Raw genomic sequence first — 25,969 nt, forward strand, 5'->3', positions numbered from 1 at the left:
TATACAAGAGAGAGTTTAAGACCCGGTTTAGGACCGCTTACCGCCCGCTTAAAGCATTCTTAAGAAAACTTAAGAATTTCCCTGCCGATAGAAAAAAAGAAGGCCGCTGACGATCGGCCTTCCTTAGCTGTCTGTTCCGGGTTGTCGTGAAGGCTGCAGAGGCAGCCGCGTTTCGAAAACCGTCTGTTTCCGCTGGCTGCGAGCGCCTATTTTCCCGCCGTGCATCTCGATGATGCTCTTGGCGATAGCGAGTCCCAGACCGGTTCCGCCCGTACTGGACGATCTTGACTTCTCCGCCCGGTAAAACCGTTCGAAGATATACGGCAGATCCGATTCCGGAATAGGCTCTCCGTAATTGACAATCTCCACGACAGCCTCTTGTCCGCTGCGGCTGATTTTGATATCGACAACCTTACCTTCGCTGCCGTAACGGATCGCGTTGGAGATCAGATTCTCGTAGGCCCGGACCAGCTGCCTGCCGTCCGCCATGATATAAAGCGTGTCGTCCTCCGCAGTCACCCGGCACGTCATGCCCGCTTTCGTTAAAATCGGGACGAATTCCTCCGCCAACTGCTTCAGAAAGCCGTAGATGTTCACTTTCTTCATTTCAAGCTCGATGCCTTCGCCAGGCAGCGACGTGTATTCGAACAAGTAGTCGATAAGCTTGTTCAAATTTTTCGTTTTCTCAAAAGCGATGCGCGTATAATACCGGAGTTCGACCTCATCCTTGTACCGGTCCGTCTCAATCAGTTCCAGATAGCCCAAAATCGACGTCAGAGGGGTACGGAGATCGTGCGAAACGCCCGTGATCAGCTCGTTTTTCGTCCGTTCCGCTTTCCTTTCCTCTTCGATGGACTTTTTCAGCTTCCGGGACATCACGTTGATTGTTTGCGCAACCTCGCTCAGCTCATCGGAAGAACGGGCCACGATTTCATAGTCGAGATTGCCTTTCGCGATTTCCTGCACGCCTTGTGTGATCTCTTCCAAATACCCGATAATCTTGCGGCTGAAAATAAAAAAATAAACCAGAAACAGCACGCCCCCGACCACGACCATCACGGGCGTAGAGCCGATGTTGTTGACGACCCAGCGAAGGGGTCCCGAGTAATAGCTGAGGCCGACGATCGATTTCACTATCCGGTAGGCGAGAAGCACGGTTCCCGCAGCGAACACAATGCTGAGAATAAAAATAAAAATAAACTGCCAGCGCACGGTGTGGATAAATTTGTTTTTCAAGTTGCTCACTCCAGTCTTGCCCCTCCGAGCCGAACTTATTCGATGGTGTAGCCGATTCCCCAGACCGTCTTGATCATTTGCGGACGGCTCGGGTCCTTTTCGATTTTTTCGCGGATTTTGCGGATATGAACCATGACGGTATTGTTCGATTCAAAAAAAGGCTCGTCCCATACGGCTTCGTAAATCTGCTCCATGCTCAGCACCTGCCCTCTGTTGCGTGCCAGAACCTGAAGAATCGCAAACTCTCTGGGGGTCAGTCTGACCTCGCTGCCCTCCACATATACTTTATGGGTTCCCAAATTAATGAGCAGGTCTTCGATGAGAATTTCATTCTCGTTTTTGGCGGGATGGCTGTTGAGCTGCCGGTACCTGCGGAGCTGCGATTTGACCCGTGCCAGCATCTCCAGCGGGCTGAACGGCTTGATCACGTAATCGTCCGCCCCTATGCTCAGCCCCGTGATTTTGTCGATCTCCTGGCTTTTGGCCGACAGCATGATGATCGGCATATGCTTTTCTTCCCGTATTTTCATGCACGCTTCGATACCGTCCATTCGGGGCATCATGACGTCCAGAATGATCAGATCGACTTCGTTTTCATTCAAAAGCTCGAGAGCCTCGGCGCCGTCGGATGCTTTCAACAGCTTGTAGCCTTCGTTTTTCAAGTAGATCTCCAGAAGATTGGTGATCTCGGTCTCGTCGTCGACGAGTAGAATCGTTCCCCCGTACATAACTGTACCTCCAACACGGCTAACGGTTTGCTTGGACAACCGCCCGTTTTCTGTCTTTGTCCTTAATGATACCATATCCTATTTTGTGGGATTTCTTAAACTATTTTAAGATAAGCGCCCGTAACATAATAAAAAACCCCGCCCGGAGGACGGAGTTTTCGCTTGGCGCCGCCGAAGCTTCGCCGGTTTATGTTTACTTGATGTCGTAGAACTTGTACAGGTCGTCCAGAAGCAGGTTAGCCGCTCTAACGCCGCCTGCGGTGTTCCAGGTTACGTCGTTCACTTTCTGAGCCTTGCCGTTCTTCACCACGTTCAGGTTCTGCCAGAGCGGATCCTTGGTAATCGCTTCTTCCTGTTTCGTACCGTTGCCGTCGCCCGTTTCATACGTGAAGTAGAACAGACGGTCGGAATCCACTTCCGGCACGCGCTCTTTCGTAATTTCCTCCACGAACGTATCCTTGGCTTTTACAGGCGTACGGGCAATGCCGATCTGTTTGAAAATAATACCGGTAAACGTATCGTCAAGGTAGATGCGGGTTTTGCCGGCCATAAACCGTACGACGGACACTTTCTCTTTGAGCTTGTCGCCCGCTTTGGATTTGAAGTCTTCGATGCGCTTATCGAAATCGGCGATGATTTTCTCGCCGTCCGCTTTTTTGTTTACCGCTTCGGCGTAAAGGCTGAAGTTGTTCTTCCACTCGCCGCGCAGCGTTTCGGAGAATACGGTCGGCGCAATCGCGCTGAGCTGAGCGTAAACTTTCTCCTGACGCATTTTGTTGCCGATGATCAGATCCGGTTTCAGGCTGATGATCGCTTCCATGTTCGGCTGATGCTCGTCGCCCACGACGGTTACGCCTTCCATATCGGCTTTGATATGGTCGTACCATGGGTTTCCGGTGAACGATTTAACCGCACCGACCGGCTTGATGCCCAGAGCCAGCAAGGCTTCCGTTCCTTCATTCGTCAGAATGACGACGCGTTTCGGCGCAGCCGGCACTTCGGTCTCGCCCATGGCATGTTTAACCTTGATCGTTTGTTTCGCTGTATCTCCGGGCGCGGGCGACGCCGCTCCCCCATCCGAAGCCTGGTTGCCTTTGCCGCAGCCTGCCAGAGCAAGCGCCATCGCAAGGACGATCAGACATAATACGTAAGATTTGCGTGCTGCTGATTTCATTCGTTCTATTCTCCCCTGTCCGTTCTTGGTGATAATGATTATCATTCACAAGGAATGATACCTTTTTATAGAGAGGTTGTCAACCTGACATCGCTCGTTTTTCCGCCCTAACGATCCCGTTGACCGTGTAAAATCTTCCTTTGCCAGCCGGGTTCTCTCGCTAATAGGAAAGGTTCCTTGTATAATTCCACTAGAAAGACCGTACGGCAAAATGAACACGGCGGCAATAGCGCGCAAAAATAAACGAACGGTGCGGCAATGCCGCGCGGCATATCGCGCCGTCTTCCCTAGGACCCTTACCAAGGTACGAGTCCTCCAAGAACCGGACCCGGCGGCGCGATTCCATCCCTTCGAAAGGAGAGTCGATTTCTCTTGACCGTGCTCCTCCTCGCCTGTCTGTTCACCCTGATTATTCACGCGGCCGAAACGTCCGCCTACGCCTTCCGGCTCGCCGGAATCCGGACCGCCAAACTGGCAGTCGCCCTTTCGCTGGCGGGAATGATCGTTCTGATTTCCCGGACTTCGAACATGGTGCAGGGCCTGATGATCTCCGGCATTGCCGATAAGGCCGGACAAACGGACCCCCATCTGGCGCTGGCCCCGTTCCGCTTCGTCCTGATGTCGGCATCGGTCGGAACGGCAATCGCGATCGTGCTGTTTCCGACGCTCGTCTCCTTGTCGGCGAGGTTGATCGCCCATTTCGAAGTCACGGGGTCTATTCCGTCCCTGCTAAAGGCTACCGCCAACGTGCACGGCATCAAGCAGGCCAGCAAGCACCTGCGCCCGCCCCGCCTGCAAATGCTCTCCCGCCTGAGGATCGGCGGGGTGCCCAAACGCCTCGTGCTGCTCAATGTCGTCGTCACGGCTATCTACACGGTCGGCGTCCTGGCAGCCCTCTACGCGTCGGCCTACAGCCCGGACAACAAGTCGCAGGCCACCATGTCCTCCGCCCTCATCAACGGCATCGCCACCATTATTATGACGCTGCTGATCGACCCGAAAGTCGGGCTGCTGACGGACCGGGCCATGCACGGCAAAGCCAGCCAGGAGGCCGTAAACAAAATGTTCGGCCTCCTCATGCTGTCCCGTCTCGCCGGAACGATTCTGGCCCAGGCACTGCTCGTCCCCGCCACCTCGTTCATTCTTTGGGCGCTCACGCTGTTCTGAGCGGATGACCGGGCGCGCGGGCGCCGAACTGAAGCCGACTGCCGGAAAGGGACGGCCAGGCAAGCTGTCAGCCGTGTCCGGGAAGCACGGCCGTGTGCGGAGGAACGAACCCGCCCGCCGACCGCGCAACACGGCCGACCGCGAAACCGGGCCGACCGGACCGCAGCGGCTTCCGCTAAGAGCTTCGGGACTTGCCCGTATCGCCTCTCTTCCGTCTGAAGGCCCCCGATTTGCTACCGGGGGCTCTTTCCCGTATGATGAGGAAAAAATCGCCTTTCTGGGCTATGACGGGACGGTGCTACTCCTATGATCGGACCCTCCACAGGGAATGAACGCATCATCGCACTCGATATCATCCGCGGCTTCGCTCTGCTCGGTATTTTCCTGGTCAATATGCCGACCTTCAGCGGAAGCGAATTTGCGGTCTACCACGGCGCGGACAGGTGGCTCCGGCTGCTGTTCGATTTGTTCGTCCAAGGAAAATTTTATCTGATTTTCTCCTTCTTGTTCGGTCTCGGATTTTACATCTTCATGTCGCGAGCCGAACTGAAGGGATACGGGCCCGGTCTGTTCCGCAGGCGCCTAATCGCGCTGCTGCTCATCGGTTTCCTGCATTTGGCGTTCTTCTGGAGAGGAGATATTCTGACTCTATATGCCATCACAGGTTTCCTGCTTCCCGTTTTTTACCGGATGAAAACGGAAACCGTTCGCAAGTGGGGACTCCTCCTCGCACTCAGTTACCTGCTGCTGATTCTCGGCCTGCCCGCCTTGATCGTGGCGCTGGTCGCTTACGCGAAGGGAGGGATCGATCCCTCCCTGGGCGGCCCTTTATACACGGAAGCCGAAGCCGCCGCAAGCCTTCACGCGTTCCGGACGCTCTCCTGGCCCGACTGGCTGGCCTGGCACTGGCGCAGCGAGGTGTGGGACTCGCTGTCCAGCCAGCTTTCCATGCTGCCCGTCGTCCTGGGCATGTTCTTGCTGGGGCTGGCGGCGGGAAGAAGCGGCCTGCTCCATGACGTAAGCGCCCACCGGGAACGGTGGCGTAAGATCCGCAGCCGGGGCCTTGCGCTTAGCCTGCCGCTTTTGGCGGCCATCGCCGCCATTTACGCCATCGGGGCGGAAACCGATCTCAGCCTCGTGACGTTCTTCCTCGTCTACATGAGCGGATTCACGCTGGCGTTTGTCTACATCGCCTGCCTTGCCCTGCTTCTCGAAAATCCGCTCTGGCAGCGGCGGCTCCGGTTTCTCCAGCCTTACGGACGGATGGCGCTGACCAATTATTTGTCGCAGACAGTCCTCTGCGTCGTTCTGTTTCTCGGCTTCCGCTTATACGGTCAAGTCAGCCTGTGGCAGGGCACCCTGCTCTGCCTCGTCATATACCCGCTGCAGATCGCTTTTTCGGCATTCTGGCTAAAAAGATTCCGCTACGGGCCCGTCGAGTGGCTCTGGCGAAAATGGACGTACGGCCGCCTCTCGCCGGGACGCGGGCAAAGCCGGTAAGCAAATCTCCGGAATCGCGCAGGGACCACACTGCTGCTGCGGCTAAATGCTGCGGCCCCCGGTCCAACGGGAGCCAAAGACGGCCGGAGCGTTGCAGACGTCAACGGCGCGCAGCTTTCATCATCCTGCCGATATTCCCGTCCAAATCACGCACTCCGGCCACTCTTCCCGGAATTCCGCGGCCGCACAAAAAAACAGCCCCCTGTGCTTTCAAGCACAAGGGGCTGTTTTCGCTATCTAATAAAGCCGGAATTCTTTCTTGTAAACCGCCTCGTCGTCGTTGGAGTCCATGATCCGGACTTCCAGCGTACACTTGCCGGGAAGTGGCAGGTAAGGCCCCTGGGTGTAATAGGTGTACATGTTGTACCCCTCCAGCCAGTTCTCTTCCTGATTCTCCTGAAGCTCCAGCGGAATCTGGATGGGAGCCAGCGTAGCCTCCTCTTCTTCTTTCGGCTCGTACTGGGCGTTCATCTGAACATGCTTAGGCGGTCCCAACGTATCCAGCACCCAGACCGTCACCTTGAACGTGTTGGTGCCCGGCGCTTTCGGAGACACTTCGGCCGTCATATGCACGGTTTTGCCCATCTCGTGCCAGTTCAGCGGCTCGTTCGGGGGAGCGGGGGACAAGTAAGTCAGGACGCCGACTACCGCAAGGATAATCAGCATAAGGCTGAAATCCACTTTGTAGAGCTTTGCTGTCGCCTTATCCCGCTTGTTCTTCATCGTATAGCGCAAGAAGGCGGCCGTTCCTACGACAAGCACGACGACGCCGACCTTAATGAGCATAAGAATACCCCACTGGGTATAAATAATCATATCCAGGCTGGGCAGGAATAACAGCGTCAGCACGACGCCGCTCACGGTAAGCGCGATAATCGACCCTAGCGCCGCGCCTGAGAAACGACCCAGGAAGGAGGTAAACTCCTCCCTTCTGTTCCGGTACACCGCGGCTGCCGTCGTCAAGCCGCCTACCCAGACAGCCGCCGCCGCCAGATGGATAAAGTCGGCGGCTACGCTCGCCGAGACGGGCGGGAACGTTACCGCATGGCCGGACAGGGCTTTAACCGCCAGCAGCGCGACTGCCCAGGCATAGTCCAACCAGGTGGCTCGTCCGAGCAGTACGAAGCCCGCGAGAGACAAGCCAAGCGATACGAGCCAGGAAATACCGATTCCCGTACCCGTCAGCAGACTGCCGAGCTGGGAAAGTCCTCCGTCGCCGAGGAGAGCCTCCACATGTGTAAGAATAACAAAAAGCAAAGCAACCAAGTAAAACCGCTGCAAATTCAGCGTCCATCTCGCGGAAACTTCCTGCGGCAGCCCCCGGCCGGATTTCGAGCGCCTCCAGAGCAGCCATCCGGTCAGCGCGAGCATCGCCGCGTACCACAGACCGCGCGCGACATACTGGATCAGCCCGTCTACGCCCGAGCTGCCGAGATTATGGTTGTGTCCGGCGGACGCACCGCCCGTACCGCCCGTAACGCCGCTTCCGACAGCGGGCGCCGCTTTGCCGATCGTGAGCGGGTAACTTCCGCCCACCGGGTGACCGTCACCGGAGATGACGTGGTAGGACACCACGTACAGCCCGTCGTCCAGCTTCGGCAGCTGCAGAACGATCCCCGTCCGGTCTTTCGTCATCACGGCCGCATTGTCCGTAACCTTCGCGCCCGACTGGTCAAGAACACGTATATAGTAGACGCCTTCTTCCAGCGGCTCGTTAAACGTCAGTTTGATCTGTTCCGGCGCCTGCGCCAGCGTACTGTTCGGAGCGGGGTCCGTCCCGGTCAGAATCGCATGTGCAAACGCCTCCCGGGGAAACAATCCTCCCAGGATGACGAGCAGGCACAGCAGACCGGCCGCTATAAAGGCCCGCCTAGCCGGCTTCACTACCTTTTCCTTCATGTTCAGTCCATCCGCCTTCCGCTTTTGTAAGTCACACTTCCCGGACCTTTAATCTCCGGGGAGCGGTTTGCGGCCCGTGTATCCGTCATGCCGGCTATGATAATAACCGATGCGTTCCTCTCCGCTGCGCCAGCAGAGCAGAACTTCCTCGCCACCTAAAATGGACGGAAAATCCACAAGGCCGGAATCAATGTCCTTCAGCTCAATTCCTTGATGATAAAAGTGCTGAATCATTCCGCGTGCTTCGATTTGCAGAAATTCAAGATCGCATTCCAGCTCGAAGAGCGGATCGTTCGGTTCAGTTCCGCCCAACTTGCGGACCGCCTGTCTTTTTTCACGCAGCTCCGCATACTTGTCCTCAAACTTCTTCTTGATTTCCTTGAGACTGGAGATCTGATCCTGCACCGATGGCAGCAGGGCGTTGGCTTCCGCTACCGTAAAATACCGTTTGGCCATTTACTCCACCCCCTAAGATGAGTGTACCAGAAACAGGTTCCCCGAATCGAATGTCTTGAGCTGTCGGCCTTCTCCAGTATACGCGATGAAAAAGACGTAAAAAGAAAGCTCAGATGACAATTCCATGAAAGAAGGGAGAAGTCCTGCTTCGGTTTCTGTGCTGTACTTTCATAAAAAATCTCATTAAAATCTCATTTCAAATCCTATTTTCCGAAAAAAGGCGGTTCCCCCATGAGCTTGTCCAAGCACGATTTTTATATCGTCGATGTATTCGCCGAAAGGAAATATGCGGGAAATCCTCTCGCCGTCGTCATTTGTCCCGGGCCGCTGCCCGCTCCGGATATGCAGAGCATTGCCCGCGAAATGAATTATTCCGAGACCACGTTCCTCCAGCCGCAACCGGATGCGGACGGGAGCTACCAGGTCCGTATCTTTACGCCGAACAGCGAGCTGCCGTTCGCCGGTCACCCTTGTCTGGGGACCGCTTGGATCATCCGTCACCTTTACAGCCCCGATGCACAAGAAATTACCCTGAAAGTTCCCGCCGGAAACATTCCGGTCACTTTCGCCAGCGACGGGGTTCTCTGGATGGAGCAGCTTCAGCCTACGTTCGGAAGTCTTGTTTCCGCTTCCGCCGCCGCAGCGGTAATCGGACTGGAAACGGAGGAAATCGACGAACGCTACCCTGCTCAAGTGGTATCGACCGGCATCCCTATCCTCCTCATTCCCGTGAAAACCCTCGCTTCCGTGCGCAGCGCGGTTTACCGGTCCGAAGCGGCGGCAGCGCTTCCTGCCGAGGCCGCCGTCCCCGTTATGCCGTTCTGCCCGGAAACTTACGACAAGGCGAAGTCATGTCCCGGCTTATCTTCCATTAAAAAAACCATTTCCGGCCTGCTGCAGGCTGAAATGGTTTTTTTAATGGGATGTAGCGGACGACCGCCGCTTAATCCAGGAGCCGCTTCACGTTCATCTCCAGCTCGACCATCGAGAACGGCTTCGTCATGTACTCGTGAACGCCGAGCTTTTGAAGCGAATCCATGCTTTCTTCTTTTTTCCGGCCGGAAAGCATGATCACCTTGCACATGGTTCCCGACACGGGAGGCTCGGCGTTAAGACGCTCCAGCAGCTCGATACCGCTCATTTTGGGCATAATGCCGTCCAAAATGCACAAATCTATGCCGCCTTCGCGGATACGCTCGTACGCGGCCTCTCCGTCCGCCGCCTCTTCGATGTCAAGAGACAGGTGCTGAAGACCCGAAACCACAATGGCGCGCAAAATTTTATCGTCGTCCACGACGAGCAGCTTGGGACGATGCCGGAGGCTTCCCTCGGAACCGGCCGGGGCGGCTTCCGTCTCCTCCTCGATATAGATCCGGTCTTTGCCGTCCTGCTTCGCCCGGTACATCGCCTGGTCGGCTCTCAGAATCCACTCGTCTATGGACAGATCCGGGTGCCACTCCGACACGCCCGCTGAGAACGTAATCCAGTAGTCTTCCCCATCGGCGGACACGATCGGTTGAAGATGCGTCATCCCGAGCAGCCCGCGCAGCGACTCCGCCGCCGCTTCAGCCCCCGTCCCCGGCATGACCACGACAAACTCTTCTCCTCCGAAGCGGAACACAAGGTCCGTCGAGCGCGTGCGGGTCTGCAGCAAATGCGCAAGACCCTGGAGAACCAGATCTCCCGTATGGTGGCCGTGCCGGTCGTTGATCCGTTTGAAATTATCGATATCGATAAAAGCGAGCGAGATGGCGGACGGATACCGCTGCACTCTCTCAAGCTCCAGCTGAATCTGGTGATCGAAATATCTGCGGTTGAACACCGCCGTCAAGGGATCGCGGAAGGCCAGCTCTTCGAAGTTTTTGGTTCTTTTCACAATTCCGTAAATGCGTGCGGCCAGCTCTTCATATTGAAAAGGCTTCGTCACATAATCATCCGCGCCCAGATGAAAACAGCGCACTTTATCGCTTAAATCGTCACGGCCGGACAGCACGATCAGAGGCACCCATTTCAAAGTCGGATCTTCCTTGAGAAAATCGAAAAGTTCATAGCCTGACTGCGGGTACATCATAAGATCCAGCGTAATCAAATCGTAGGCCTGCTGCCGCAAAAGCAGCTTGGCGGACGGAACGTCGCTCGCTTCGTCCACTTTGTAGCCGTCCAGTTCGAGCCGCCGAACCAGATACGTGCGCAGCACATCGTCATCGTCTATGATCAACAGGCGCCTTTTGCCGCCCATTGTCTGGACGATCCCGTTCTCCTTCTGCTCGTCCACCTCTAGCTCGATCACCGAAACCTCGTGTTCCATCAGCAGATGACGGATATATTGGCTTGTATGCGTGACGCTCTCGTTAACCAGGGGGGTAAAATCCGCCGTTAACGCCGCAGACGGATGAAGGGACTGCGTCCATTCCCACACGCGGACGAGTTCCTCGGCGATTTTGCCGATCCTCCCGAACTGGAACATGGGGGCGCTTCCTTTCAACATGTGAACGATCCGGTACATATCCTGAAGATCCTTCGCCTCGGGTGAGGAAGCTATGATCACCAGCAGATCGTCCATCTGTGCGATTTGATGGGCCAATTCCTTTATGAACAGCCTGCGCCCCTGCTTCAGCAGCCGTTTGTCTCTTCCCTCGGCATCTGCGCCATGCCCTCGGGAGCTCGGTTGATTCATCGTTGAGATTCACTCCGTTCGTAATCGCGTAATCGCTGTCATGCGCCGCTTATAAGAGCCTCCACGGTATCGACCAGCTGAAGAGGGCTAAACGGCTTGACAATATAAGTGCTGACACCGGCCGCAGTCGCTTTCTCGCGGTCCTTGTCCAGAGCCTTGGCGGTCAGCAGGATAACGGGCACTTCGCGGTTGATTCCGCCTTCCGAACGCAGCCATTCGCACACCTCGACCCCGGTTTTCTCCGGCATCATGTAATCCAGAATAACCAGATCGTAACGCTCTCTAACGAGCTCGGCAACCGCCTCTTTACCGTCCATAACCTCCGTGATGGCGTATCCTTCGTCCGAAAGCGTCTCGGTCAATAAAAACCGGAGCGCGGCTTCGTCGTCTGCGAGCAAAATGCGGTATGGATTCAAGTCCATTCCTCCTGTTCGTCTGCGGTCTGTCTCTACACCGAATAGGGTTCGATTAAAAATTTCCGAAATCCTTCCATAAACCATCCACCGCAACTTTTTATCTATGATAGCACACGGGCCCGGCCCGGGTAAAAAAATGTCCAGCCTCCGGGGGAGATTGCCCGAAGACATAGAAAAACGGCGGCCTTAGAGGTCGCCGTTTTATGGTGTCGCGGCAGCTTCTTTCAGCTGCTCGCGTGTTTTTCCAATGATTTTGCGTATGCTGTCTTCCGATAGATGAAACGTCTGAATCAGCTCCAGCACGGTTGAACCGTTTTGGTATAACCGGAATATTTCGCGGTTGCGCCGTTCTATGATGAGGCGGGTTCCGTTATTTTCTCCCCAGCCTGCGCGTTTCTTCTCTTTCTTCGGAACGTATATGATCTCTCCCTGGATGTAATTCTGCAGCTCTTTAAGCAAGCTGGCCGGAAGAATATCCTTGCCGTTCTTATAACTCATCGGATGAAAACCTCCTCGAATTGGTCGTGTATGATCCGTACCGCATCGTCAAACGTAGAGGGTCTTCATCTTCCGCACCTGCCATCATTCATAAGGAAAGATATACACGATAGGTATCGTGCCGCAGCTTGTATGTATATACAAACAGGTGAACGGTACTTCCATGATGATAGCAGTTAGAAAATGAGCACCTCTACGGTGACTTTCACTCTTACTGTTTGAACAAATTTCATGGAAAACATCTCCTTTCACCTAGTTTTTTTGGGGTTACTATTTCCAATTATATGGAGTCGGCCTGTTTTTGTCACGCATATTTAGCATAATTTCAGGAAAATAAAAACCGGGGGCGCTGCCGCCCCCGGTTCGACACGGGCTTCCGCTTACGCAGAAGCCACCTCCATTGTCGTGTTCATTGTTCCGAATCACTCCTTTCCTCATAGAGTGGAGCCGGCCGGCTGCATCTCTATTAACGCATATTTGCGGACCCATTCTCAAGGGGGAGATTCGTTATAGTCGTTCTTTCCAAAAATTCCTGGTAAACGGAGCAGACCCGCAGGCCCGGGCCGGATTCGGCTCTCGCCGCGAGCCGTGCTGCGGCGCTCTGAAACGCGCCGTGAAAGCATCGCGCGCGGGCTGCGCGCCCGGCTCCGGTGGCCGCCGTCCCGAGGCGCCACACCGCCCCAGCCCGCGCGAGGCCCCTCACGCTCCGCACGGCGGGCGAACCGCTATGCCCGCCTCGTCCAGCGCCGCCCGGACCGAGCGGGCGATGGCCGCCGCGTGCGGGCCGTCCCCGTGCACGCAGACCGTCTCCGCGGTCAGCGGCACAGTCTCGCCGCGCGCACCGGTCACGGCGCCTTCGCGCACGAGGCGCAGCACCTGCGCGGCCGCCTTTGCCGGGTCGCTCAGCAGCGCTCCCGGCTCCGTTCGGGGCGTCAGGGTGCCGTCCGGCCGGTACGTCCGGTCGGCGAACGCCTCGGACGCCACGCGCAGCCCGAGCGCCTTCCCGGCGCGGAGCAGCTCGCTGCCCGGCGGTCCGAGCAGCACGAGGGCGCCTCCGCTGACGCGCAGCGCCGCCCGGGCGACCGCATCGGCGAGATCGCCGCGTGCGGTCGCCATGTGGTACAGAGCGCCATGGGGCTTCACATGGCGGAGAGTGCCGCCTTCGGCCTGTACGAAGGCTTGAAGGGCTCCGAGCTGATACAAGGTCAGCTCGTAGACTTCTTCGGCGCCGACCGCCATCTCCCGGCGGCCGAAGCCGGCCAGGTCGGGCAGCCCGGGATGCGCGCCTACGGCGACGCCTTTCTCCAGGCAGAGCGCCACTGTCCGGCGCATGACGCCGGGATCTCCCGCGTGGAACCCGCAGGCGATATTCGCCGATGAAATGCTCTCCAGCAGCTCCTCGTCCCGGCCGAACCGGTAAGCGCCGTAGCTTTCGCCCATATCGCAGTTCAGATCGATCGATGCCATGTCTTATCTCCCCATCCTTGCGCGTACTCCGGTCTGGAGCAGCCTCAGGTTCATTTCCTGGCGCATCAGCTCCGCCTGCGCCTCGTGCAGCGTCACTTCCGCGAAACGCACGGACGCCCCGGGAGCAAGCTGGCCGAGAACCGGCAGATCCGCGCTGATGACATGCCCGATTCGCGGATACCCGCCGGTCGTCTGGCTGTCGGCGGCCAGCACGATCGGCTGTCCGTCCGGGGGAACCTGGATCGTCCCGGGCGCCGTGCTTTCCGATACGAGTTCGCCCGGAACGGACAGCTCCAGGGCGGGGCCTTGCAGCCGGCAGCCCATGCGGTCCGATTGGGGCCGCACTCGGTAAACACCCCCGGTCAAGGCTTCCAGACCATCCTTGAACCGGCCGGTCTCACTGCCGCGGACGACACGAAGTACCGCGGGATTACCCGTCGTCCCGCCAGGTCTGACGGCCCAGGATGCCTCCCACGCGGCCGCCCGGACATCGTTGTCTTCATCCGAAGCCTGAAGCCGCAGCTCTGCCATCATCCGCTCGGCGGCCGGAGACGGCCTGCCCGGCAGCAGCTCGTCGTCAGCCTGAAGCGGCCGTCCTTCCAACCCGCCCAGCCCGGCGCGGGTATAAGTGCTCCGGCTGCCGAGCGCAAGCGGGACGTCGAAGCCGCCCGCGAGGGCAAGATAGCCCCGGCATCCGTTACGCCCGCTTCCGAGCGCGAGCGTCGTCCCCGCCCGGATAAATACGGGGCGCCAGCCGGGTACGGGTGTCCCTCCGGCGTATACCGCAAGCTCCGGGCCGCACCATGCGGCCAGCGTGTCTTGACGCAGCAGCAGCCGCGGACCCTGCAGCGTCCATTCCAGCACGGCCGCATGCCGGGGATTGCCCGCGAGGATGTTGGCCGCCTGCATCGACAGGGTGTCCATCGCCCCTCCGGAAACAAATCCGAAGCGGCGGAAGCCGTAGCGCCCCGTATCCTGCACGGTCGTGTACAACCCCGCATTTTCGACAAGCAGGCTCATCGGCGGTTCCCCTCCTTAGCCATCCCTGTTTCTTCACGGCAGAGCCGCTCGTAATCCCCTTCGTCTACGGGCACGAAGCGGACCGTATCCCCCGCTTGCAGCAGAACAGGAGGATTTTCGCTCGTCCGCAGCAGATCAAGCGGCGTACGGCCGATAATATGCCAGCCTCCCGGCGAAGTAAGGGGATAGATGCCTGTCTGGCTGCCTCCGATTCCCACCGATCCGGCAGGAATCGCGACCCTGGGGTTCGATCTCCGCGCAAGAGCGAGAGAAGAAGGAAGTCCTCCCAAATAAGGGAAGCCGGGCACAAAGCCGATCATATAGACCCGGTATACGCCTTCGCTGTGAAGCCGTACAACTTGCTGCGGACTCATCCCGAGCGCGCGCGCGGCGTCCTCCAAATCCGGACCGAAGGAGCCTCCATAACATACCGGAATAAAAATTTCCCGCGACGGAGAAGCTGGAAGAACCGGATGCTCCGCAGTACCCGTTTCAAGAACACGTTCCAGATGCCGGCGGACCCAGGTGTAAACGACAGGCTCCCCGCCTGCCAGCATGGCCTCGGTTTCTTCCAGCTCCGAAGGAGTGAAATGCCTGCCGGCGGCCACCGCCGCCTCTACGACGGAGTACCAGACCGTGACCGTTGTATAGGTAGGTACGATCTCGACCAGTCCCGGAAACGGGCTGCGGCTGATCGCCTCCGCCGCCTCCAGAACACGCCGGTGAACTTCCTCGGATATGCCTTCACCCAGACGAAGCACGACGGCCTGGTCTCCAAGCGGCTCGAAAACGATTGCAGAACTGGATTTAGGCTCCACTTTTTACGTCTCCCCGTTTCAAAATATCCCCTGCCGTGTATTATTTAGTAGACATGAAAAAAAGACCTCTGGCGGGAGATCTTTTTTCTAAAGACGAAGGAATCAACGGACTCCTTATATTTGAATTGTAATGGACCTTTGGATACGATTTGATCAACCGATCAAACATATTTGTAAGTCGCTAAAACAATTAAACCACACCAAATAAGCTTTGTCAACCATGTATTTCCGAGGCGCTGTCGGGACGCTCATACAAATCCAGTTTCTCTTTGAGCGCGTAATTTTCCTGCAGCAGGCGTTTGATAAACGCTTTGTCCCTCTCTTTTTTGTCGAGAAGATCTTTATATTTTTTGAACATGCCCAGAGAGACCATCACTTTTTCTTCGATCTCGTCCATCTCTCCGCGGATGTTCGCCAGGCAGCTCCCCGTAATGCGCGACTTGCTGACAGTCATAATATTGGCCAGCAGTACGTAACCGGTAAGCTGCTTTTCTTTGCCCGCTTCCAAATACGTATAGTTGCCCTTGAGTTCTACGGATACGCTAGGAATACCCGCCGTATGCGTAATAGGCGCGATGATCGTGTTCCCGGAATGTTTGTTGCCGACGTCGTTTTGTAAAACGATGCACGGACGCTCTTTCTCTTCTTCGCTTCCGATGCCTTTTCCCAAATTGCATTTGTAGACTTCACCGCGGCGCAGGGCACGCGTTTTCGCTTTATCGGACAGGGAGTCCAGATAGATTTTCGTTTTAAGCCACTCCAAGTAATCCTGAATGCGGGTAAGATCCGTTTTCAAAGGGCCACCTCCGTTGTGATTGCGGTTTGCCATGAACAAAATTCCCCTTTCGTGCTGTGTAAGAAATATTCTGTTTTAAGGTAAAACTGGGTAACGGATCAATCTGCCGGATATGGGTGCCGCCTGGGCCCGAGAAACCATTCCGGGATTTCATTCGTTATACTCATGTATAAACCCTTTTTTACTAAACATTAAAACAGTCCAGTTGATCTTTCACTACCCGAAAAAGGAGCTATTGAAACCGCCGTGACTTGGGAATCTATAAAAAATGTGCTGACCGAAGAAAATATTGCCCAGCTGTTGTCTCATTATAACTCTCTCGGTCCTTTGCCCGGTATTTTGCTGACGTTTATCGAAGCTTTCATCCCTGTTCTTCCGCTGTTCGTGATTGTCATGGGAAACGCCGCGTCCTACGGGCTCGGTTTCGGCTTCCTGTACTCCTGGCTCGGCACGAGTCTGGGGGCGATCTGCCTGTTCCTGCTTTTCCGCAGACTGTCCAATACCGCGTTTATGCAAAAGCTGACCCGCTCGCCCAAATTGCGCAACGGGATGAATTGGATTCATAACCATGGGTTCGGCACAATCTTCCTGCTGAGCTGCTTCCCGTTCACGCCTTCTTCGCTGGTTGTGGTGGCGGCGGCTTTGTCCCGGGTCGAGAAAATGATTTTTCTGCCGGCTATCGTAGCCGGGAAGGCGGTTATGGTGTTTACCATGGCGTTCGTCGGGTACGACCTCATGTCTTTTATCCGCCAGCCTTGGAAGTTCCTGATCGTCCTGGTCGTGATCGGCCTGCTTTGGCTGCTCGGCAAAAAATTCGAGACCCGCATGCACCGGGCTTAATAAAACTCCGCTGTGGAATAAACCCGTTCCCCAGCCGCTGCGCTGCTTGAAAGCTCCTTGCCGAGGGGCTTTTTTTATTTGCGTACCGCGCTGCCCGGGTACGGCTGCCAAAAAGCGCGAGGCGGATTGGAAGCGGGCGGGCATGGAGTAAATCATTGACAGTTTGCTCCGCCTGTCCGGTCTTTATTCCCGCTGCCGTGAAACGAGAGGTCCGGTCCGCCCAATCCGCGAGTGTCCGGCAGGACCTCCCGTCATAGTCACTAGTCACCGATCACGGGTTACCGTCACGAACGGATTCTCTCCTGTAGAAAAGCCAGGCGGAATATTTGCTTGGGGCGTCCCTTGGAAACGCCTCGTTCTTCGCCGATAACGTCCACTAGCCCGGCATCCTGCCAAGCCAGCAGGAAGCGGTGGGTGCTGCGCACCGTCACATCAAGGACCCCCGCAAGCTCTTGCGCCGTGTAATCCAGCTTCCCGAAGCGGGTTACGTACGCGACCAGCCGGCTCAGGTAAGCGGGCGTCATGCCCGCCCTCCCCGCTTCCTTGATCAGCTCGGCATCGAGCAGGGACAGGTCGAACCGGTTCGGCTCCGTCATCTCCAGCGGACCGATGACACTGCGGTCCTCGCGCACGATGAACGTGATGTTGCCGCCCGCATCTTTGGAGCGCCGCAGGGCAAGGCGGGCATGCGTACCCGCTTCGTTGGCGGAACGGCCGAAGCCGATACCGATACTCAGCGTGAGGTCGTGCATGAGCGACAAATCTTTGGCCAGCGGAATCGATTTGTAGCCGCCTGTCTCCCGCTCGAATATCCCTCTCGTCGTCATGAACAGAAACTCGTCCCCGCCGAGCGTGTTCAGATACCCGTCGAGATGTTCGACGTAATCGAGCACCATCCGGTGAAGGTCCAGCTTCATCCGCTGCACTTCGTGCTCGGAGCCAGACCTCGCGGCCAGCCGTTCGAATCCGTCGATGTTGATGAATCCGATGACGATCTGGCCCTCTTTGCTCCGGCGCGTCTCCGTGGAGAGCAGCGCGCGCTGCAGCGAAATCGTCATATCGTGCTCGGTCGGGGCGATCCACTCGCTGCGCAGTCCTTCCTTAGTCAGAGCCTCGGCAACCGCTTTCACTCCCGTTAGGGCGACTGTGTCCCCAGATGCACCCGCCCGGTGGAAGTCGATCAGCTCCTTCAGGCTGCCGTCGCTTTGTCCGCCGTAACAGACCACGTCCATGCCGTTCACCCCGAGTTCCCTCAGCGCCTTGGCTACGACAGGCTCCGTCAGTCCGTCCACGGTCAGTTTCCCCGGGGAGCCGGTATGGCCGGCCAGATAGAGCGCACGGTATAAGCCGGTGCCCGTCAGCGGCACATAATGCGCCGGAATCCCGAACGTGACGCTCTGTTTAGCCAGGCGGAATGTGTCCGGGTCCGTAAAGAGCAGCACCTCGGCCTGCTCGCCGAGTCGCTGAACGTCCGGAAGCCGGTGCGGCTCCCCTTCCCATTTTAAAGACAAAGGATGAAAAGTGGGAAAAGCTTTGATCGTCTCCTCCGCTTTATCGAGAAGCTCTTCCGGACCGATCAGCCCGATTACAATTTCGTCCCGGCTGGGGGGTCGTTTTATTTCCATGCTGCCCATCCTCCTTATCCCTGGCCGGATTTCCGCCGCGATAAGCACGCACCTCGGCAATCCGTGTGTTGTAGGCGTTTACATTCTTCCTCTATTTTAAAGAAAGGCTTTATTTAAAGACAAATCTTTAAATTGTCTTTAAATAAATTTAATGTTTTTTCTTTTTAAAAAATGGTGTGACGAATATCACAGATGACTTGTCATATCTTAGTAGAGAGGTGAGTTTATTTATGTTTGATATACTCATATACCAGAAGCAGAAAGTTAAAGTCAGCTGCGGCAAAGATACCATTACCGGTGTCATTTCCAATCACTACGAACAGTTTGGTCTGATTAAGATGGATAACGTCCTTCTGCCGATCGAACACATTCTCATGATTGAAGTTGTGGAGGAAGAGGGCGATCCGTTCTGTTATGCGGACCTGCCCGCTCAACCGATTAATAAAGGAGCTTCCTTACGGGAAATGCTCTATTGAGTGATCCGCAGCCGGCCCTTTGACCCGAGGGGCCGGTTTTGCTATGCCCGAAGGCTTTTTTTCGTCCGGAAAAGGCCGCTAAATCCATTAGACGAAAGTTTCTCCAAAAAGTCGCGGTCTGCGAAGAGGAAAATTTCTCTCGCCTTGTTGCTCCGGACGCGTTACGGTATATTGGGTACATCCGTTAAGACAAGAATGATTAATTTATGCAAAGGACGGGCTGTTATGTCGCTTAAAACCCTCAAATGGCTGGCCGCTCTGACCCCTGCCCTGTTTATCGGAGGATTCGAGTTTATCCGGCATGAGTTCATGCTGAGCTATATGTCCATGGAAACCGGAAACTGGTACATTACGTTCCTCACTCTCCTCGTCTCCTACATATTCGCCACCTGGATGTTCCGCAGTATTGAACGCACCAATAACCGGCTCGCCCGCGAAACGTCCAAACGCGCCGTCTATGAAGAACGCGAGCGGCTGGCCAGGGAGCTGCACGACAATCTCGCCCAGACGCTGTTTTTTATCAACGTGAAACTGAAGCAGGGGAAGACCGAGGAAGCCAAAGCCGCCGTTTCCGAAATCGACCATCATCTCCGTCAGGCGATTTTCAATCTCCGGTCCCTGCCCGAGGAAGGGACCTCTTTCACCCTGCGCATCGGCAAGTGGCTGCAGGACTGGGAAGTGCTGACCGGCATTGAAACCGTCCAAAATCTGCGGGCAACCGACAAAGTTCTCACGGCTGCCGAAGAAGTGCAGATTTTCGCCATCATCCAGGAAGCTTTCACCAATATCCGCAAACATTCCCGTGCGACCCAGGCTTCTATCGACCTGGAAACGAGCGGCCCGGAATGGTCGCTCAGAATCGCCGACAACGGAGTCGGCTTCGCAGAGGACGAATCCCAGCGGCACCGCTACGGCCTGACCATGATGCGCAAGCGGGCGGCCGAACTCGGAGCCTCGTGGGAACTTCAGTCTTCGCCCGGAAACGGTACGGAGCTGTCCGTCACTTCATCAAGGAGGAAACCTCATGTCAGAGACCTGCTATCGCGTTCTCATCGCGGATGATCATCCCCTTGCCCGCCAGGCAATCCAGAGCTTGCTGGAAGACGATTCTTCATTCAACGTCGTCGGCGAAGCCTATAACGGCGAGGAGGCGATCGCCCTCTGCGGCAATCTGCAGCCGGATGTGGTGCTCATGGATATCCATATGAGCCCCGTGAACGGCCTGGAGGCGACCCGCCAGATCAAACAGCGCTACCCGCACATCCGCATCGTAATCCTGACCGTGTCGGACGATGTGGCCGATCTGTTCACGGCCGTTCAGTTCGGAGCACAAGGCTATCTGCTCAAAAATATGGACCCCGACGAGTGGCTGAGCTACCTGCACGCCCTGCTCGACGACAATTCCCAGGTGGCCCGCCAGATGGCGGACCGGCTTATGCGGCGCTTCCGCCCGTCCGGGGCACCGGCCGCCTCCGGTCAGCCCCTGCCCCAGCTTACCGCACGTGAACATGAAATTGTCCTCTATGTCGCCGAAGGATATAACAACCGGCAAATCGCGGAAAAGCTGCTCATTTCGGAAAACACCGTTAAAAACCATATGAAAAACATTTTCGAAAAGCTCGGCATGGATAACCGCGTCCAGCTTACCGCCTATGCCGTGAAACACGGAATGTCACGAAAAGATCATAACTAGGGGGCAAAAATGGCCCAGTTGAGTCATACTTTCTTCCGCCCGCTTTGGGTACAGTAGAAATTACTACAAGATTGCGAGAGAAGGGGAGTTACTCATGAACAAACTTAAAATACAAGCGGCCGCCGTTGTAGCCGGTTTGATGCTCTTTGCCGGCGTGGCCAGCGCCCACGTTACCGTTAATCCTGCCGATGCGACGGCGGGTTCCTATCAGAAATTTACGGTTCGCGTACCGACGGAAAAAGATGTGCCGACTACCAAAATCGAAGTGAAATTCCCGGTAGAAGCCGTATCCATCTCGCGATTCGAACCGAAACCGGGCTGGAAATACGAAATTGCCAAAGACGGAGCGGATAAAATCACGGGTGTGACCTGGACCGCGGAAAACGGCGGTCTGACCAAAACCGAATTCGGCGAATTCAATATGCAGGGCAAAGTCGCCGACAACGCCACTTCCATCGTCTGGAAGGCTTATCAGACTTACCAGGACGGCAGCGTAGTGGAGTGGACCGGCGCCGAAGGCTCGGACAAGCCCGCTTCCGTAACGAAGGTTGCCGCTAAACCGGCCGGCGCAGGCACGGACAGCCACGGCAACACAAGCACGGCACCGGGCAGCGCCACTGCGGCTCCGGCTCAGCAGGCAGGCGCTTCCGCGAGCAATACGCCGCTGTACCTGTCGATTGCCGCTGTGGTACTGAGCGCGGCTTCCCTGCTGCTCAGCCTGTTCAGAAAACGCGCCTAAGCGAAGGTATGTACCGTTTCCGCCCTGCCGGAGCAGCGGGACGGAAACGGAAAAAGCTGCGGGAATACGGATTCCGCAGCTTTTTTTGTTCATTTGAAAAGACCTGAACCGCTTGTTACAGCGGTTCAGGTCTTTTTTTGCGAGGCGTGCCGGTGCCCCGTGGAGCCGCGGCCAGAGGCGAGCCTGCGCGAGCCGGTGCGAGCCGGTGCGGGCAGCCTGAGGCGAGACGGCCCGAAGCGATGCAAGTCGGCGATAGCGGCCTAAGGCGAACCGAGACGCCCCGAGGCGATGCAGGCGGAGCGAAACGACTCCGGGCGCGACGGCAAAACGCCGGGGCGCCGCACGAGGCGAACCGAGACGTCGCCTAAAGATGCACCCGTCGCCCCGTCTCGCGGCTCTCGTTCGCCGCTTCGATGAAGCGGATCACTTCGAGCGTCTCCCGCATATCGACGGCCGGTTCGCCGCCGCGAAACAGCTCCATGACGCGCTCAAGCAGGCTCGCGTAGAAGGGCTTCGCGTCTGCGGAGATATCGACCGTGCGGCTCCCTCCTTCGCGGTGCACCACCGCGCCGAACGCGGGACTGCCCGCGCGGCTGCCGCGCACGGTCCCGATGCGGCCGTCGGCCCAGACGCCGACCACCACCTCGTGCGACTCCCCGGCTGACGCCGTGACGTGCACGCAACCCGGACCAAGCGCGGCGTACAGCATCTCCACCATGTGGATGCCGTACCAGAACAGGCCGGGCTGCGTCGGTTCCAGCGCCAGCGGGCCGAAACAGTCGGCTCCGGTGACCGCTCCCTTCTCCGAGCCGCTAAGCGCTTGCGTTAAGCCTTCGGCGAAGCGGAGAGATGAGCTGCTCAGGAGCGCAGCGCCGTGCCGTGCGGCCAGAGCGGCGATCTCGCCGGCGTCCCGCGAGCTGACGGCCAGCGGCTTGTCGACGAACACCGGCTTGCCATAGGCGGCAATCTGCCGGAACTGTTCGGTGTGTACCCGGCCGTCCGCCGATTCAAGCAGGATGGCGTCGCATGCCGCCGCAACGGCCGCCGGAGAATCGGCGATTGCCACGCCGTATTCGCCGCGGAGTTTCTCGGTGAACCCCCGCACGCGGGAACGGCTTAGCTCGAAGTCTTCCGATCCGCCCGGATAGGCGATCACGACCCGTCCCCCCGGCACATGCCAAGGATGTTCCGGATCGTTGAGCAGTTTCGTAAATTCAACGGCATGGGAAGTGTCCAATCCGATCATGCCGATCCGTAAGCTTGATGACTGCACCTTAACGCCCCCGTTCAGCTTTCCCGGCTTATGTAAGCCGCCGGGTCAGTCGTGCTGCGGTTTTCAGAAGGAATGCCGTGTAGAGGAACGGGCGGCCGGAGGAAGCTGAGAAGGCAGCAGTTGAACGCTCGTTTACCGTCCTTCGTAATCCCCTGCGCACCCGGGAACCCCCGTTACCGTGCCGGACTCCCAACCCTATTCTGACGCATACGTATCCGCTTGTGATTTCGGTTCGGGCACCGGCATTTTCGGCGTCACTGCGCCCGCTCGTACACCCGGAACGTGTAATCATACGGATTTTTCTCATCCCGGATACCCGGCTCGTCGGAAACAAGCGTCCATTCGCCGGGATCAATCTCCGGAAAGAACGTATCGGCTTCAAAAGTATCGTCGATAAACGTCACGTACAGCTTGTCAACGTGAGGCCAGAACAGCAGGAACACTTCCGTTCCGCCGATTACGAAAACCTCCCCTTCCGTGTAACGTTCCAGCACTTCTTCCACGGTATGCACGACCGTGCAGCCTTCGGCTTCAAAGCCGCTTTGCCGGGTCAGAACAATATTGTCCCGATTCGGCAGCGGACGTCCGATTGAATCGTATGTTTTCCGCCCCATCAGGATCGGATGACCGGTCGTCATTTTCTTGAAATATTTCAAATCCGCCGGCAGATGCCACGGCAGCTTGTTGTCGATCCCGATCGCATTGTTGCGGTCCATCGCAAAAATAAACGAAATACTCACCTGGCCAACACCTCTTCCTGCGATCCATGCGGACCTTGCGGCCGTTCATGGATCATCCTATTTTCCGTTCGAATCCGGCCCGAAACCGTCTTCGCGGGCATCTCCCGCAATCAGATCGCGATCGGGGCTTTTATGCCGGGATGCGACTGGTACCCGACAAACTCGAAATCTTCATAAACGTAGTCGAAGATAGAATCCGGCTTGCGCTTGATTTCAAGCTTGGGCAGCGGAAACGGCTCTCTCGCAAGCTGTTTCTCCACCTGCTCCAGATGGTTCAGGTAAATATGCACGTCCCCGCCGGTCCATACCAGGTCCCCGACTTCGAGATCGCACTGCTGCGCGACCATGTGCGTGAGAAGCGCGTATGAGGCCAGATTGAACGGCAGACCGAGGAACGTATCGACCGAACGCATCTGGAACATGCACGACAGCTTGCCGTCCGCCACATAGAACTGGAATGCGTAATGGCAGGGCGGCAGCGCCATCTGATCGACCTCTGCGACGTTCCAAGCACTAACCAAATGCCTGCGAGAATCGGGGTTGGTTTTAATCTGGTCGATCACTTGGGTAATCTGGTCGATTGCCCGTCCGTCCGGCGCCTGCCAAGTGCGCCACTGGGCGCCGTACACACGGCCCAAATTACCGTCCTCGTCGGCCCACTCGTCCCAAATGGTGACGCCATTGTCGTGTAAATAGTGAATATTGGTTTCACCTTTCAGAAACCACAAAAGCTCGTGGATAATCGAGCGCATATGAAGTTTTTTAGTCGTCAAAAGCGGAAAGCCTTCCGCCAGATTCATCCGCATCTGACGCCCGAACACGGAAATCGTGCCGGTCCCCGTGCGGTCTTCTTTGCGGGTTCCGTTTTCCTTAATATCCTTAAGCAGTTCCAAATATTTATTCATTTCCAAGCGCACCTCAAATCATCGGTTTTCCTTTTTAGCCGGACAAAGTCTGTCCTTAGTATATCAGTTTCCACCTTCCCGGAAAATGAAAAAGAACTTCTCCTTATTCAGAAAAAGTTCCCTGTTCCCCGTTCCCTTCCGGTAACCGGAAAGAAGCGTCCCCTTTCTTATAAGCAGAACGCTTCTTCTATAGAGCCTGAAAGGCTCTGCAAAGACAGAATCGTCTAAACTTCGGCCCAGATTCGTTTCACGTTATCCATGGCGATTTTGGAGCCTTGTTTGCACTCTTCCATGCCTTCGAATTCGATGGACAGATAGCCGTCGAAACCGGAACGCTTCACCAGACGCAGCACTTCCCACATGTCGATGTCGCCCTGCCCGGCAATAGCACCCCGGAGGTAGTTGCCCGCCGTCGTCTTGAACCAGCCTTCACCCGGATTCCGGTAAGAAGGGCGGAGATAGAAATCCTTAATATGTACGATAGAAGCAAACGGCAGATTTTTCTGCACGGACGCGACCGGATTTTCATCCGCACACATAAAGTTGCCGATATCCAGCGTCGTCTTGAAGTTCGGGCGGTCCACGCCTTGAACAACGGTAAGCACCCGGTCGCTCGCCTGCACCAGATAGCCGTGATTTTCGATGCTGGTCGTAATCCCGTACTGAGCGGCGTAATCCGCAATCGTCCGGCACGCTTCGATCATGCGGTCCAGATTCGCATTGAACGTACGGATGGAAACGTCTTCATGGCGGGCCACATCATGACGCATCAGTTTAACGCCCAGCTCGGCCGCTACATCGACTTCCCGCTTCACCCGGGAAATTTCTTCCTCGTAAGCGCCCTCATTTTGGGTCAAGAAATTGGCTCCGACCGCATAATTGGAAAGCTCGATGCCTACGGACTTCGCTTTTTCCTTAATGTTTTGCACAAGCTGGGGTTCCCGGGTAAAATCAATTTCCAGCGGAACGACTTCCATGTGTTCGCCGCCGTTAGCCGCAATCCAATCCAACGCACTGACGTAGTCCAATTCCCCGGCTTTAATGGCACGGTACAAACTGTAAGAGCTTAATCCGATTTTCAAAAGAGGCCGCCTCGTTTCTCTGTAAGGGTTATAAGTACACCTGTATCATAGAAAACCGTTCCGCAAGAAGCAAGCTCTCTTCTACTTGATATAGGAGCGTAAACGGCACCCAGCCCCCCTTTTTCGTAAAAATAGCGCCCTATAATCCCTCTTCCTCTTAAAAGCGGCTCCGTACGGCCCCCTTGTGACTGATTTCGCTGTTTTCTTTAAAAGAGACGGAGGTAATAATACAGGATACGGCAAAAGTCGTCCGCACTCTGCGTAAATCCGGCAGTCAGGCGAAGGAGGAAGACACGATGATGAATAAGGAGCCCCGAAAAGACTTCCCTTCCTGTTCCGGACCGGGTTCGAGCGGCAAAGCGGAAGAAGAAACCGTTGGAGGACTTCCCATGCAATATGACTGGTCTTCCATTTCCCGGACAGTCGGCTTTTACCGGAGGCATCAGGTCATTCCGTCGATCGAAGAGATCGAAGTCACCTGGCAGAGAGCCCGGGACGGCAGCCGCGAGGACGCCATCCGCTTCCTGGACTGGAGACGCCACTGCCTGCTGGCCAGAACGGACGAGCAGCGCGCCGCCATGATCCTCGTGATGAACTATTCGTATAAGCTGTTTAATCGCGGCTCCACATCCGAATAATAAAACCGGCCGATAGCGGCCCCCTTCCGTCCCGCCGATTTCTGCATGAAGTTAACGGCGGCGGACAACGGCAAAAATCCCCGGCTTCCATCAAGGAAACCGGGGA

At 56.5% G+C, this 25,969-nt stretch carries 27 protein-coding genes and 1 pseudogene; 11 read left to right on the plus strand and 17 right to left on the minus strand.

The genetic code is table 11. From position 1 onward, the window contains the following. Nucleotides 1-123: 123 nt before the first annotated feature. The 3 genes from KVT34_RS15105 to KVT34_RS15115 form a co-directional block, all read right to left on the minus strand. Nucleotides 124-1,236, minus strand: coding sequence for a sensor histidine kinase (locus KVT34_RS15105; RefSeq protein WP_217559585.1), 1,113 nt, complete (start codon nt 1,234-1,236; stop codon nt 124-126). Nucleotides 1,237-1,271: 35 nt separating this feature from the next. Beyond that, a complete protein-coding gene (locus KVT34_RS15110; RefSeq protein WP_217559586.1) occupies nt 1,272-1,964 on the minus strand; it encodes a response regulator transcription factor in 693 nt (230 codons plus the stop codon). 193 nt (nt 1,965-2,157) lie between these two features. Then, on the minus strand, nt 2,158-3,138 hold the full coding sequence (locus KVT34_RS15115) for an ABC transporter substrate-binding protein (RefSeq protein WP_217559588.1): 981 nt from the start codon (nt 3,136-3,138) through the stop codon (nt 2,158-2,160). Nucleotides 3,139-3,510: 372 nt separating this feature from the next. On the opposite strand from KVT34_RS15115, the gene KVT34_RS15120 reads away from it, so the two are divergent. Genes KVT34_RS15120 through KVT34_RS15130 form a run of 3 tightly spaced genes read left to right on the plus strand, consistent with a single transcriptional unit; the run spans nt 3,511 to nt 5,805 of the window. Next, nucleotides 3,511-4,305: a lipid II flippase Amj family protein gene (locus KVT34_RS15120; RefSeq protein ID WP_217559589.1), complete on the plus strand. Its 795-nt coding sequence runs from the start codon at nt 3,511-3,513 to the stop codon at nt 4,303-4,305. Between the two features lie 4 nt (nt 4,306-4,309). Next, a complete protein-coding gene (locus KVT34_RS15125) occupies nt 4,310-4,615 on the plus strand; it encodes a hypothetical protein (RefSeq protein WP_217559590.1) in 306 nt (101 codons plus the stop codon). Continuing rightward, nucleotides 4,612-5,805 (plus strand): DUF418 domain-containing protein, encoded by a 1,194-nt coding sequence (locus KVT34_RS15130; RefSeq protein ID WP_217559591.1) that lies wholly within the window; start codon nt 4,612-4,614, stop codon nt 5,803-5,805. The genes KVT34_RS15125 and KVT34_RS15130 overlap by 4 nt, the downstream gene beginning before the upstream one ends. A gap of 237 nt (nt 5,806-6,042) precedes the next feature. Here KVT34_RS15130 and KVT34_RS15135 read toward each other — a convergent pair whose 3' ends face one another. Beyond that, nucleotides 6,043-7,704, minus strand: coding sequence for a copper resistance CopC/CopD family protein (locus KVT34_RS15135; RefSeq protein WP_217559592.1), 1,662 nt, complete (start codon nt 7,702-7,704; stop codon nt 6,043-6,045). Between the two features lie 48 nt (nt 7,705-7,752). Continuing rightward, nucleotides 7,753-8,160: a DUF2203 domain-containing protein gene (locus KVT34_RS15140; protein WP_217559593.1), complete on the minus strand. Its 408-nt coding sequence runs from the start codon at nt 8,158-8,160 to the stop codon at nt 7,753-7,755. Nucleotides 8,161-8,391: 231 nt separating this feature from the next. On the opposite strand from KVT34_RS15140, the pseudogene KVT34_RS15145 reads away from it, so the two are divergent. Continuing rightward, nucleotides 8,392-8,982, plus strand: a pseudogene (locus KVT34_RS15145) (PhzF family phenazine biosynthesis protein); the annotation flags it as partial. A gap of 121 nt (nt 8,983-9,103) precedes the next feature. Here KVT34_RS15145 and KVT34_RS15150 read toward each other — a convergent pair. The 7 genes from KVT34_RS15150 to KVT34_RS15180 all read right to left on the minus strand — a co-directional run bounded on the left by KVT34_RS15150 (nt 9,104) and on the right by KVT34_RS15180 (nt 15,885). After that, nucleotides 9,104-10,837: a response regulator gene (locus KVT34_RS15150; RefSeq protein WP_217559594.1), complete on the minus strand. Its 1,734-nt coding sequence runs from the start codon at nt 10,835-10,837 to the stop codon at nt 9,104-9,106. 38 nt (nt 10,838-10,875) lie between these two features. Further along, on the minus strand, nt 10,876-11,253 hold the full coding sequence (locus KVT34_RS15155) for a response regulator (protein WP_053228701.1): 378 nt from the start codon (nt 11,251-11,253) through the stop codon (nt 10,876-10,878). 201 nt (nt 11,254-11,454) lie between these two features. Beyond that, complete coding sequence (locus KVT34_RS15160; RefSeq protein ID WP_217559595.1) at nt 11,455-11,751, minus strand: CD3324 family protein; 297 nt, start codon at nt 11,749-11,751, stop codon at nt 11,455-11,457. 699 nt (nt 11,752-12,450) lie between these two features. After that, nucleotides 12,451-13,218 carry a LamB/YcsF family protein gene (locus KVT34_RS15165; protein WP_217559597.1) on the minus strand — a complete coding sequence of 256 codons (768 nt, stop codon included), beginning with the start codon at nt 13,216-13,218 and terminating at the stop codon, nt 12,451-12,453. Between the two features lie 3 nt (nt 13,219-13,221). Then, nucleotides 13,222-14,238, minus strand: coding sequence for a 5-oxoprolinase subunit C family protein (locus KVT34_RS15170; RefSeq protein ID WP_217559598.1), 1,017 nt, complete (start codon nt 14,236-14,238; stop codon nt 13,222-13,224). Further along, a complete protein-coding gene (gene pxpB, locus KVT34_RS15175; protein ID WP_217559599.1) occupies nt 14,235-15,056 on the minus strand; it encodes a 5-oxoprolinase subunit PxpB in 822 nt (273 codons plus the stop codon). Before pxpB ends, KVT34_RS15170 begins: the two co-directional genes overlap by 4 nt. Before the next feature lie 214 nt (nt 15,057-15,270). Beyond that, nucleotides 15,271-15,885, minus strand: a complete 615-nt coding sequence (locus KVT34_RS15180) for a type II toxin-antitoxin system PemK/MazF family toxin (RefSeq protein WP_254634877.1) — start codon at nt 15,883-15,885, stop codon at nt 15,271-15,273. Nucleotides 15,886-16,098: 213 nt separating this feature from the next. Here KVT34_RS15180 and KVT34_RS15185 point away from each other — a divergent pair, with 213 nt between their 5' ends. Beyond that, entirely contained in the window at nt 16,099-16,692 is a 594-nt protein-coding gene (locus KVT34_RS15185) for a TVP38/TMEM64 family protein (protein WP_217559600.1), read from the plus strand. A 284-nt stretch (nt 16,693-16,976) separates the two neighbouring features. Here KVT34_RS15185 and KVT34_RS15190 read toward each other — a convergent pair whose 3' ends face one another. Continuing rightward, entirely contained in the window at nt 16,977-18,317 is a 1,341-nt protein-coding gene (locus KVT34_RS15190; RefSeq protein WP_217559601.1) for a helix-turn-helix domain-containing protein, read from the minus strand. Nucleotides 18,318-18,547: 230 nt separating this feature from the next. Here KVT34_RS15190 and KVT34_RS15195 point away from each other — a divergent pair, with 230 nt between their 5' ends. The 4 genes from KVT34_RS15195 to KVT34_RS15210 all read left to right on the plus strand — a co-directional run bounded on the left by KVT34_RS15195 (nt 18,548) and on the right by KVT34_RS15210 (nt 21,225). Further along, entirely contained in the window at nt 18,548-18,793 is a 246-nt protein-coding gene (locus KVT34_RS15195) for a hypothetical protein (protein ID WP_217559602.1), read from the plus strand. 225 nt (nt 18,794-19,018) lie between these two features. Next, nucleotides 19,019-19,855 (plus strand): sensor histidine kinase, encoded by an 837-nt coding sequence (locus KVT34_RS15200; protein ID WP_217559603.1) that lies wholly within the window; start codon nt 19,019-19,021, stop codon nt 19,853-19,855. Then, nucleotides 19,818-20,486: a response regulator gene (locus KVT34_RS15205; protein WP_217559604.1), complete on the plus strand. Its 669-nt coding sequence runs from the start codon at nt 19,818-19,820 to the stop codon at nt 20,484-20,486. The genes KVT34_RS15200 and KVT34_RS15205 overlap by 38 nt, the downstream gene beginning before the upstream one ends. A gap of 94 nt (nt 20,487-20,580) precedes the next feature. After that, complete coding sequence (locus KVT34_RS15210; RefSeq protein WP_217559606.1) at nt 20,581-21,225, plus strand: YcnI family copper-binding membrane protein; 645 nt, start codon at nt 20,581-20,583, stop codon at nt 21,223-21,225. 364 nt (nt 21,226-21,589) lie between these two features. On the opposite strand, the gene KVT34_RS15215 is transcribed toward KVT34_RS15210, so the two are convergent. Next, complete coding sequence (locus KVT34_RS15215) at nt 21,590-22,498, minus strand: Gfo/Idh/MocA family oxidoreductase (protein WP_217559608.1); 909 nt, start codon at nt 22,496-22,498, stop codon at nt 21,590-21,592. On the opposite strand from KVT34_RS15215, the gene KVT34_RS15220 reads away from it, so the two are divergent. Further along, the gene (locus KVT34_RS15220) at nt 22,422-22,607 is read left to right on the plus strand and encodes a hypothetical protein (RefSeq protein ID WP_217559773.1); all 186 of its coding nucleotides are present in this window, start codon (nt 22,422-22,424) and stop codon (nt 22,605-22,607) included. The two genes, KVT34_RS15215 and KVT34_RS15220, sit on opposite strands and share 77 nt — an antisense overlap. Nucleotides 22,608-22,752: 145 nt before the next feature. Here the strand turns inward: KVT34_RS15220 and KVT34_RS15225 are convergent, their stop codons facing one another. The 3 genes from KVT34_RS15225 to KVT34_RS15235 form a co-directional block, all read right to left on the minus strand. Further along, nucleotides 22,753-23,238: a dihydrofolate reductase gene (locus tag KVT34_RS15225; protein WP_217559610.1), complete on the minus strand. Its 486-nt coding sequence runs from the start codon at nt 23,236-23,238 to the stop codon at nt 22,753-22,755. A gap of 110 nt (nt 23,239-23,348) precedes the next feature. Continuing rightward, nucleotides 23,349-24,143, minus strand: coding sequence for a thymidylate synthase (gene thyA, locus KVT34_RS15230; protein WP_217559612.1), 795 nt, complete (start codon nt 24,141-24,143; stop codon nt 23,349-23,351). A gap of 224 nt (nt 24,144-24,367) precedes the next feature. Further along, nucleotides 24,368-25,225, minus strand: a complete 858-nt coding sequence (locus tag KVT34_RS15235) for a sugar phosphate isomerase/epimerase family protein (protein ID WP_217559614.1) — start codon at nt 25,223-25,225, stop codon at nt 24,368-24,370. Nucleotides 25,226-25,521: 296 nt separating this feature from the next. Between KVT34_RS15235 and KVT34_RS15240 the strand changes: the two genes are divergently transcribed. Beyond that, nucleotides 25,522-25,863: a hypothetical protein gene (locus KVT34_RS15240; RefSeq protein ID WP_217559616.1), complete on the plus strand. Its 342-nt coding sequence runs from the start codon at nt 25,522-25,524 to the stop codon at nt 25,861-25,863. The last annotated feature ends 106 nt before the right edge of the window (nt 25,864-25,969 follow it).

The sequence above is a fragment of the Paenibacillus sp. GbtcB18 genome, assembly GCF_019091125.1.
GTDB classification, from domain to species: Bacteria; Bacillota; Bacilli; order Paenibacillales; family NBRC-103111; genus Paenibacillus_F; species Paenibacillus_F chitinolyticus.

Excerpts from the sequence above, each read along its gene's own strand:
- KVT34_RS15240 (WP_217559616.1), top strand. The coding sequence starts at position 25,522 with ATGATGAATAAGGAGCCCCGAAAAGACTTCCCTTCCTGTTCCGGACCG.
- KVT34_RS15165 (WP_217559597.1), bottom strand. The coding sequence starts at position 13,218 with ATGGCATCGATCGATCTGAACTGCGATATGGGCGAAAGCTACGGCGCT.
- KVT34_RS15150 (WP_217559594.1), bottom strand. The coding sequence starts at position 10,837 with ATGAATCAACCGAGCTCCCGAGGGCATGGCGCAGATGCCGAGGGAAGA.
- KVT34_RS15190 (WP_217559601.1), bottom strand. The coding sequence starts at position 18,317 with ATGGAAATAAAACGACCCCCCAGCCGGGACGAAATTGTAATCGGGCTG.
- KVT34_RS15135 (WP_217559592.1), bottom strand. The coding sequence starts at position 7,704 with ATGAAGGAAAAGGTAGTGAAGCCGGCTAGGCGGGCCTTTATAGCGGCC.
- KVT34_RS15125 (WP_217559590.1), top strand. The coding sequence starts at position 4,310 with ATGACCGGGCGCGCGGGCGCCGAACTGAAGCCGACTGCCGGAAAGGGA.
- KVT34_RS15110 (WP_217559586.1), bottom strand. The coding sequence starts at position 1,964 with ATGTACGGGGGAACGATTCTACTCGTCGACGACGAGACCGAGATCACC.
- thyA (WP_217559612.1), bottom strand. The coding sequence starts at position 24,143 with ATGAATAAATATTTGGAACTGCTTAAGGATATTAAGGAAAACGGAACC.
- KVT34_RS15205 (WP_217559604.1), top strand. The coding sequence starts at position 19,818 with ATGTCAGAGACCTGCTATCGCGTTCTCATCGCGGATGATCATCCCCTT.
- KVT34_RS15130 (WP_217559591.1), top strand. The coding sequence starts at position 4,612 with ATGATCGGACCCTCCACAGGGAATGAACGCATCATCGCACTCGATATC.
- KVT34_RS15160 (WP_217559595.1), bottom strand. The coding sequence starts at position 11,751 with ATGAGTTATAAGAACGGCAAGGATATTCTTCCGGCCAGCTTGCTTAAA.
- KVT34_RS15180 (WP_254634877.1), bottom strand. The coding sequence starts at position 15,885 with ATGGCAAACCGCAATCACAACGGAGGTGGCCCTTTGAAAACGGATCTT.
- KVT34_RS15195 (WP_217559602.1), top strand. The coding sequence starts at position 18,548 with ATGTTTGATATACTCATATACCAGAAGCAGAAAGTTAAAGTCAGCTGC.
- KVT34_RS15115 (WP_217559588.1), bottom strand. The coding sequence starts at position 3,138 with ATGAAATCAGCAGCACGCAAATCTTACGTATTATGTCTGATCGTCCTT.
- KVT34_RS15200 (WP_217559603.1), top strand. The coding sequence starts at position 19,019 with ATGTCGCTTAAAACCCTCAAATGGCTGGCCGCTCTGACCCCTGCCCTG.
- KVT34_RS15210 (WP_217559606.1), top strand. The coding sequence starts at position 20,581 with ATGAACAAACTTAAAATACAAGCGGCCGCCGTTGTAGCCGGTTTGATG.
- KVT34_RS15140 (WP_217559593.1), bottom strand. The coding sequence starts at position 8,160 with ATGGCCAAACGGTATTTTACGGTAGCGGAAGCCAACGCCCTGCTGCCA.
- KVT34_RS15170 (WP_217559598.1), bottom strand. The coding sequence starts at position 14,238 with ATGAGCCTGCTTGTCGAAAATGCGGGGTTGTACACGACCGTGCAGGAT.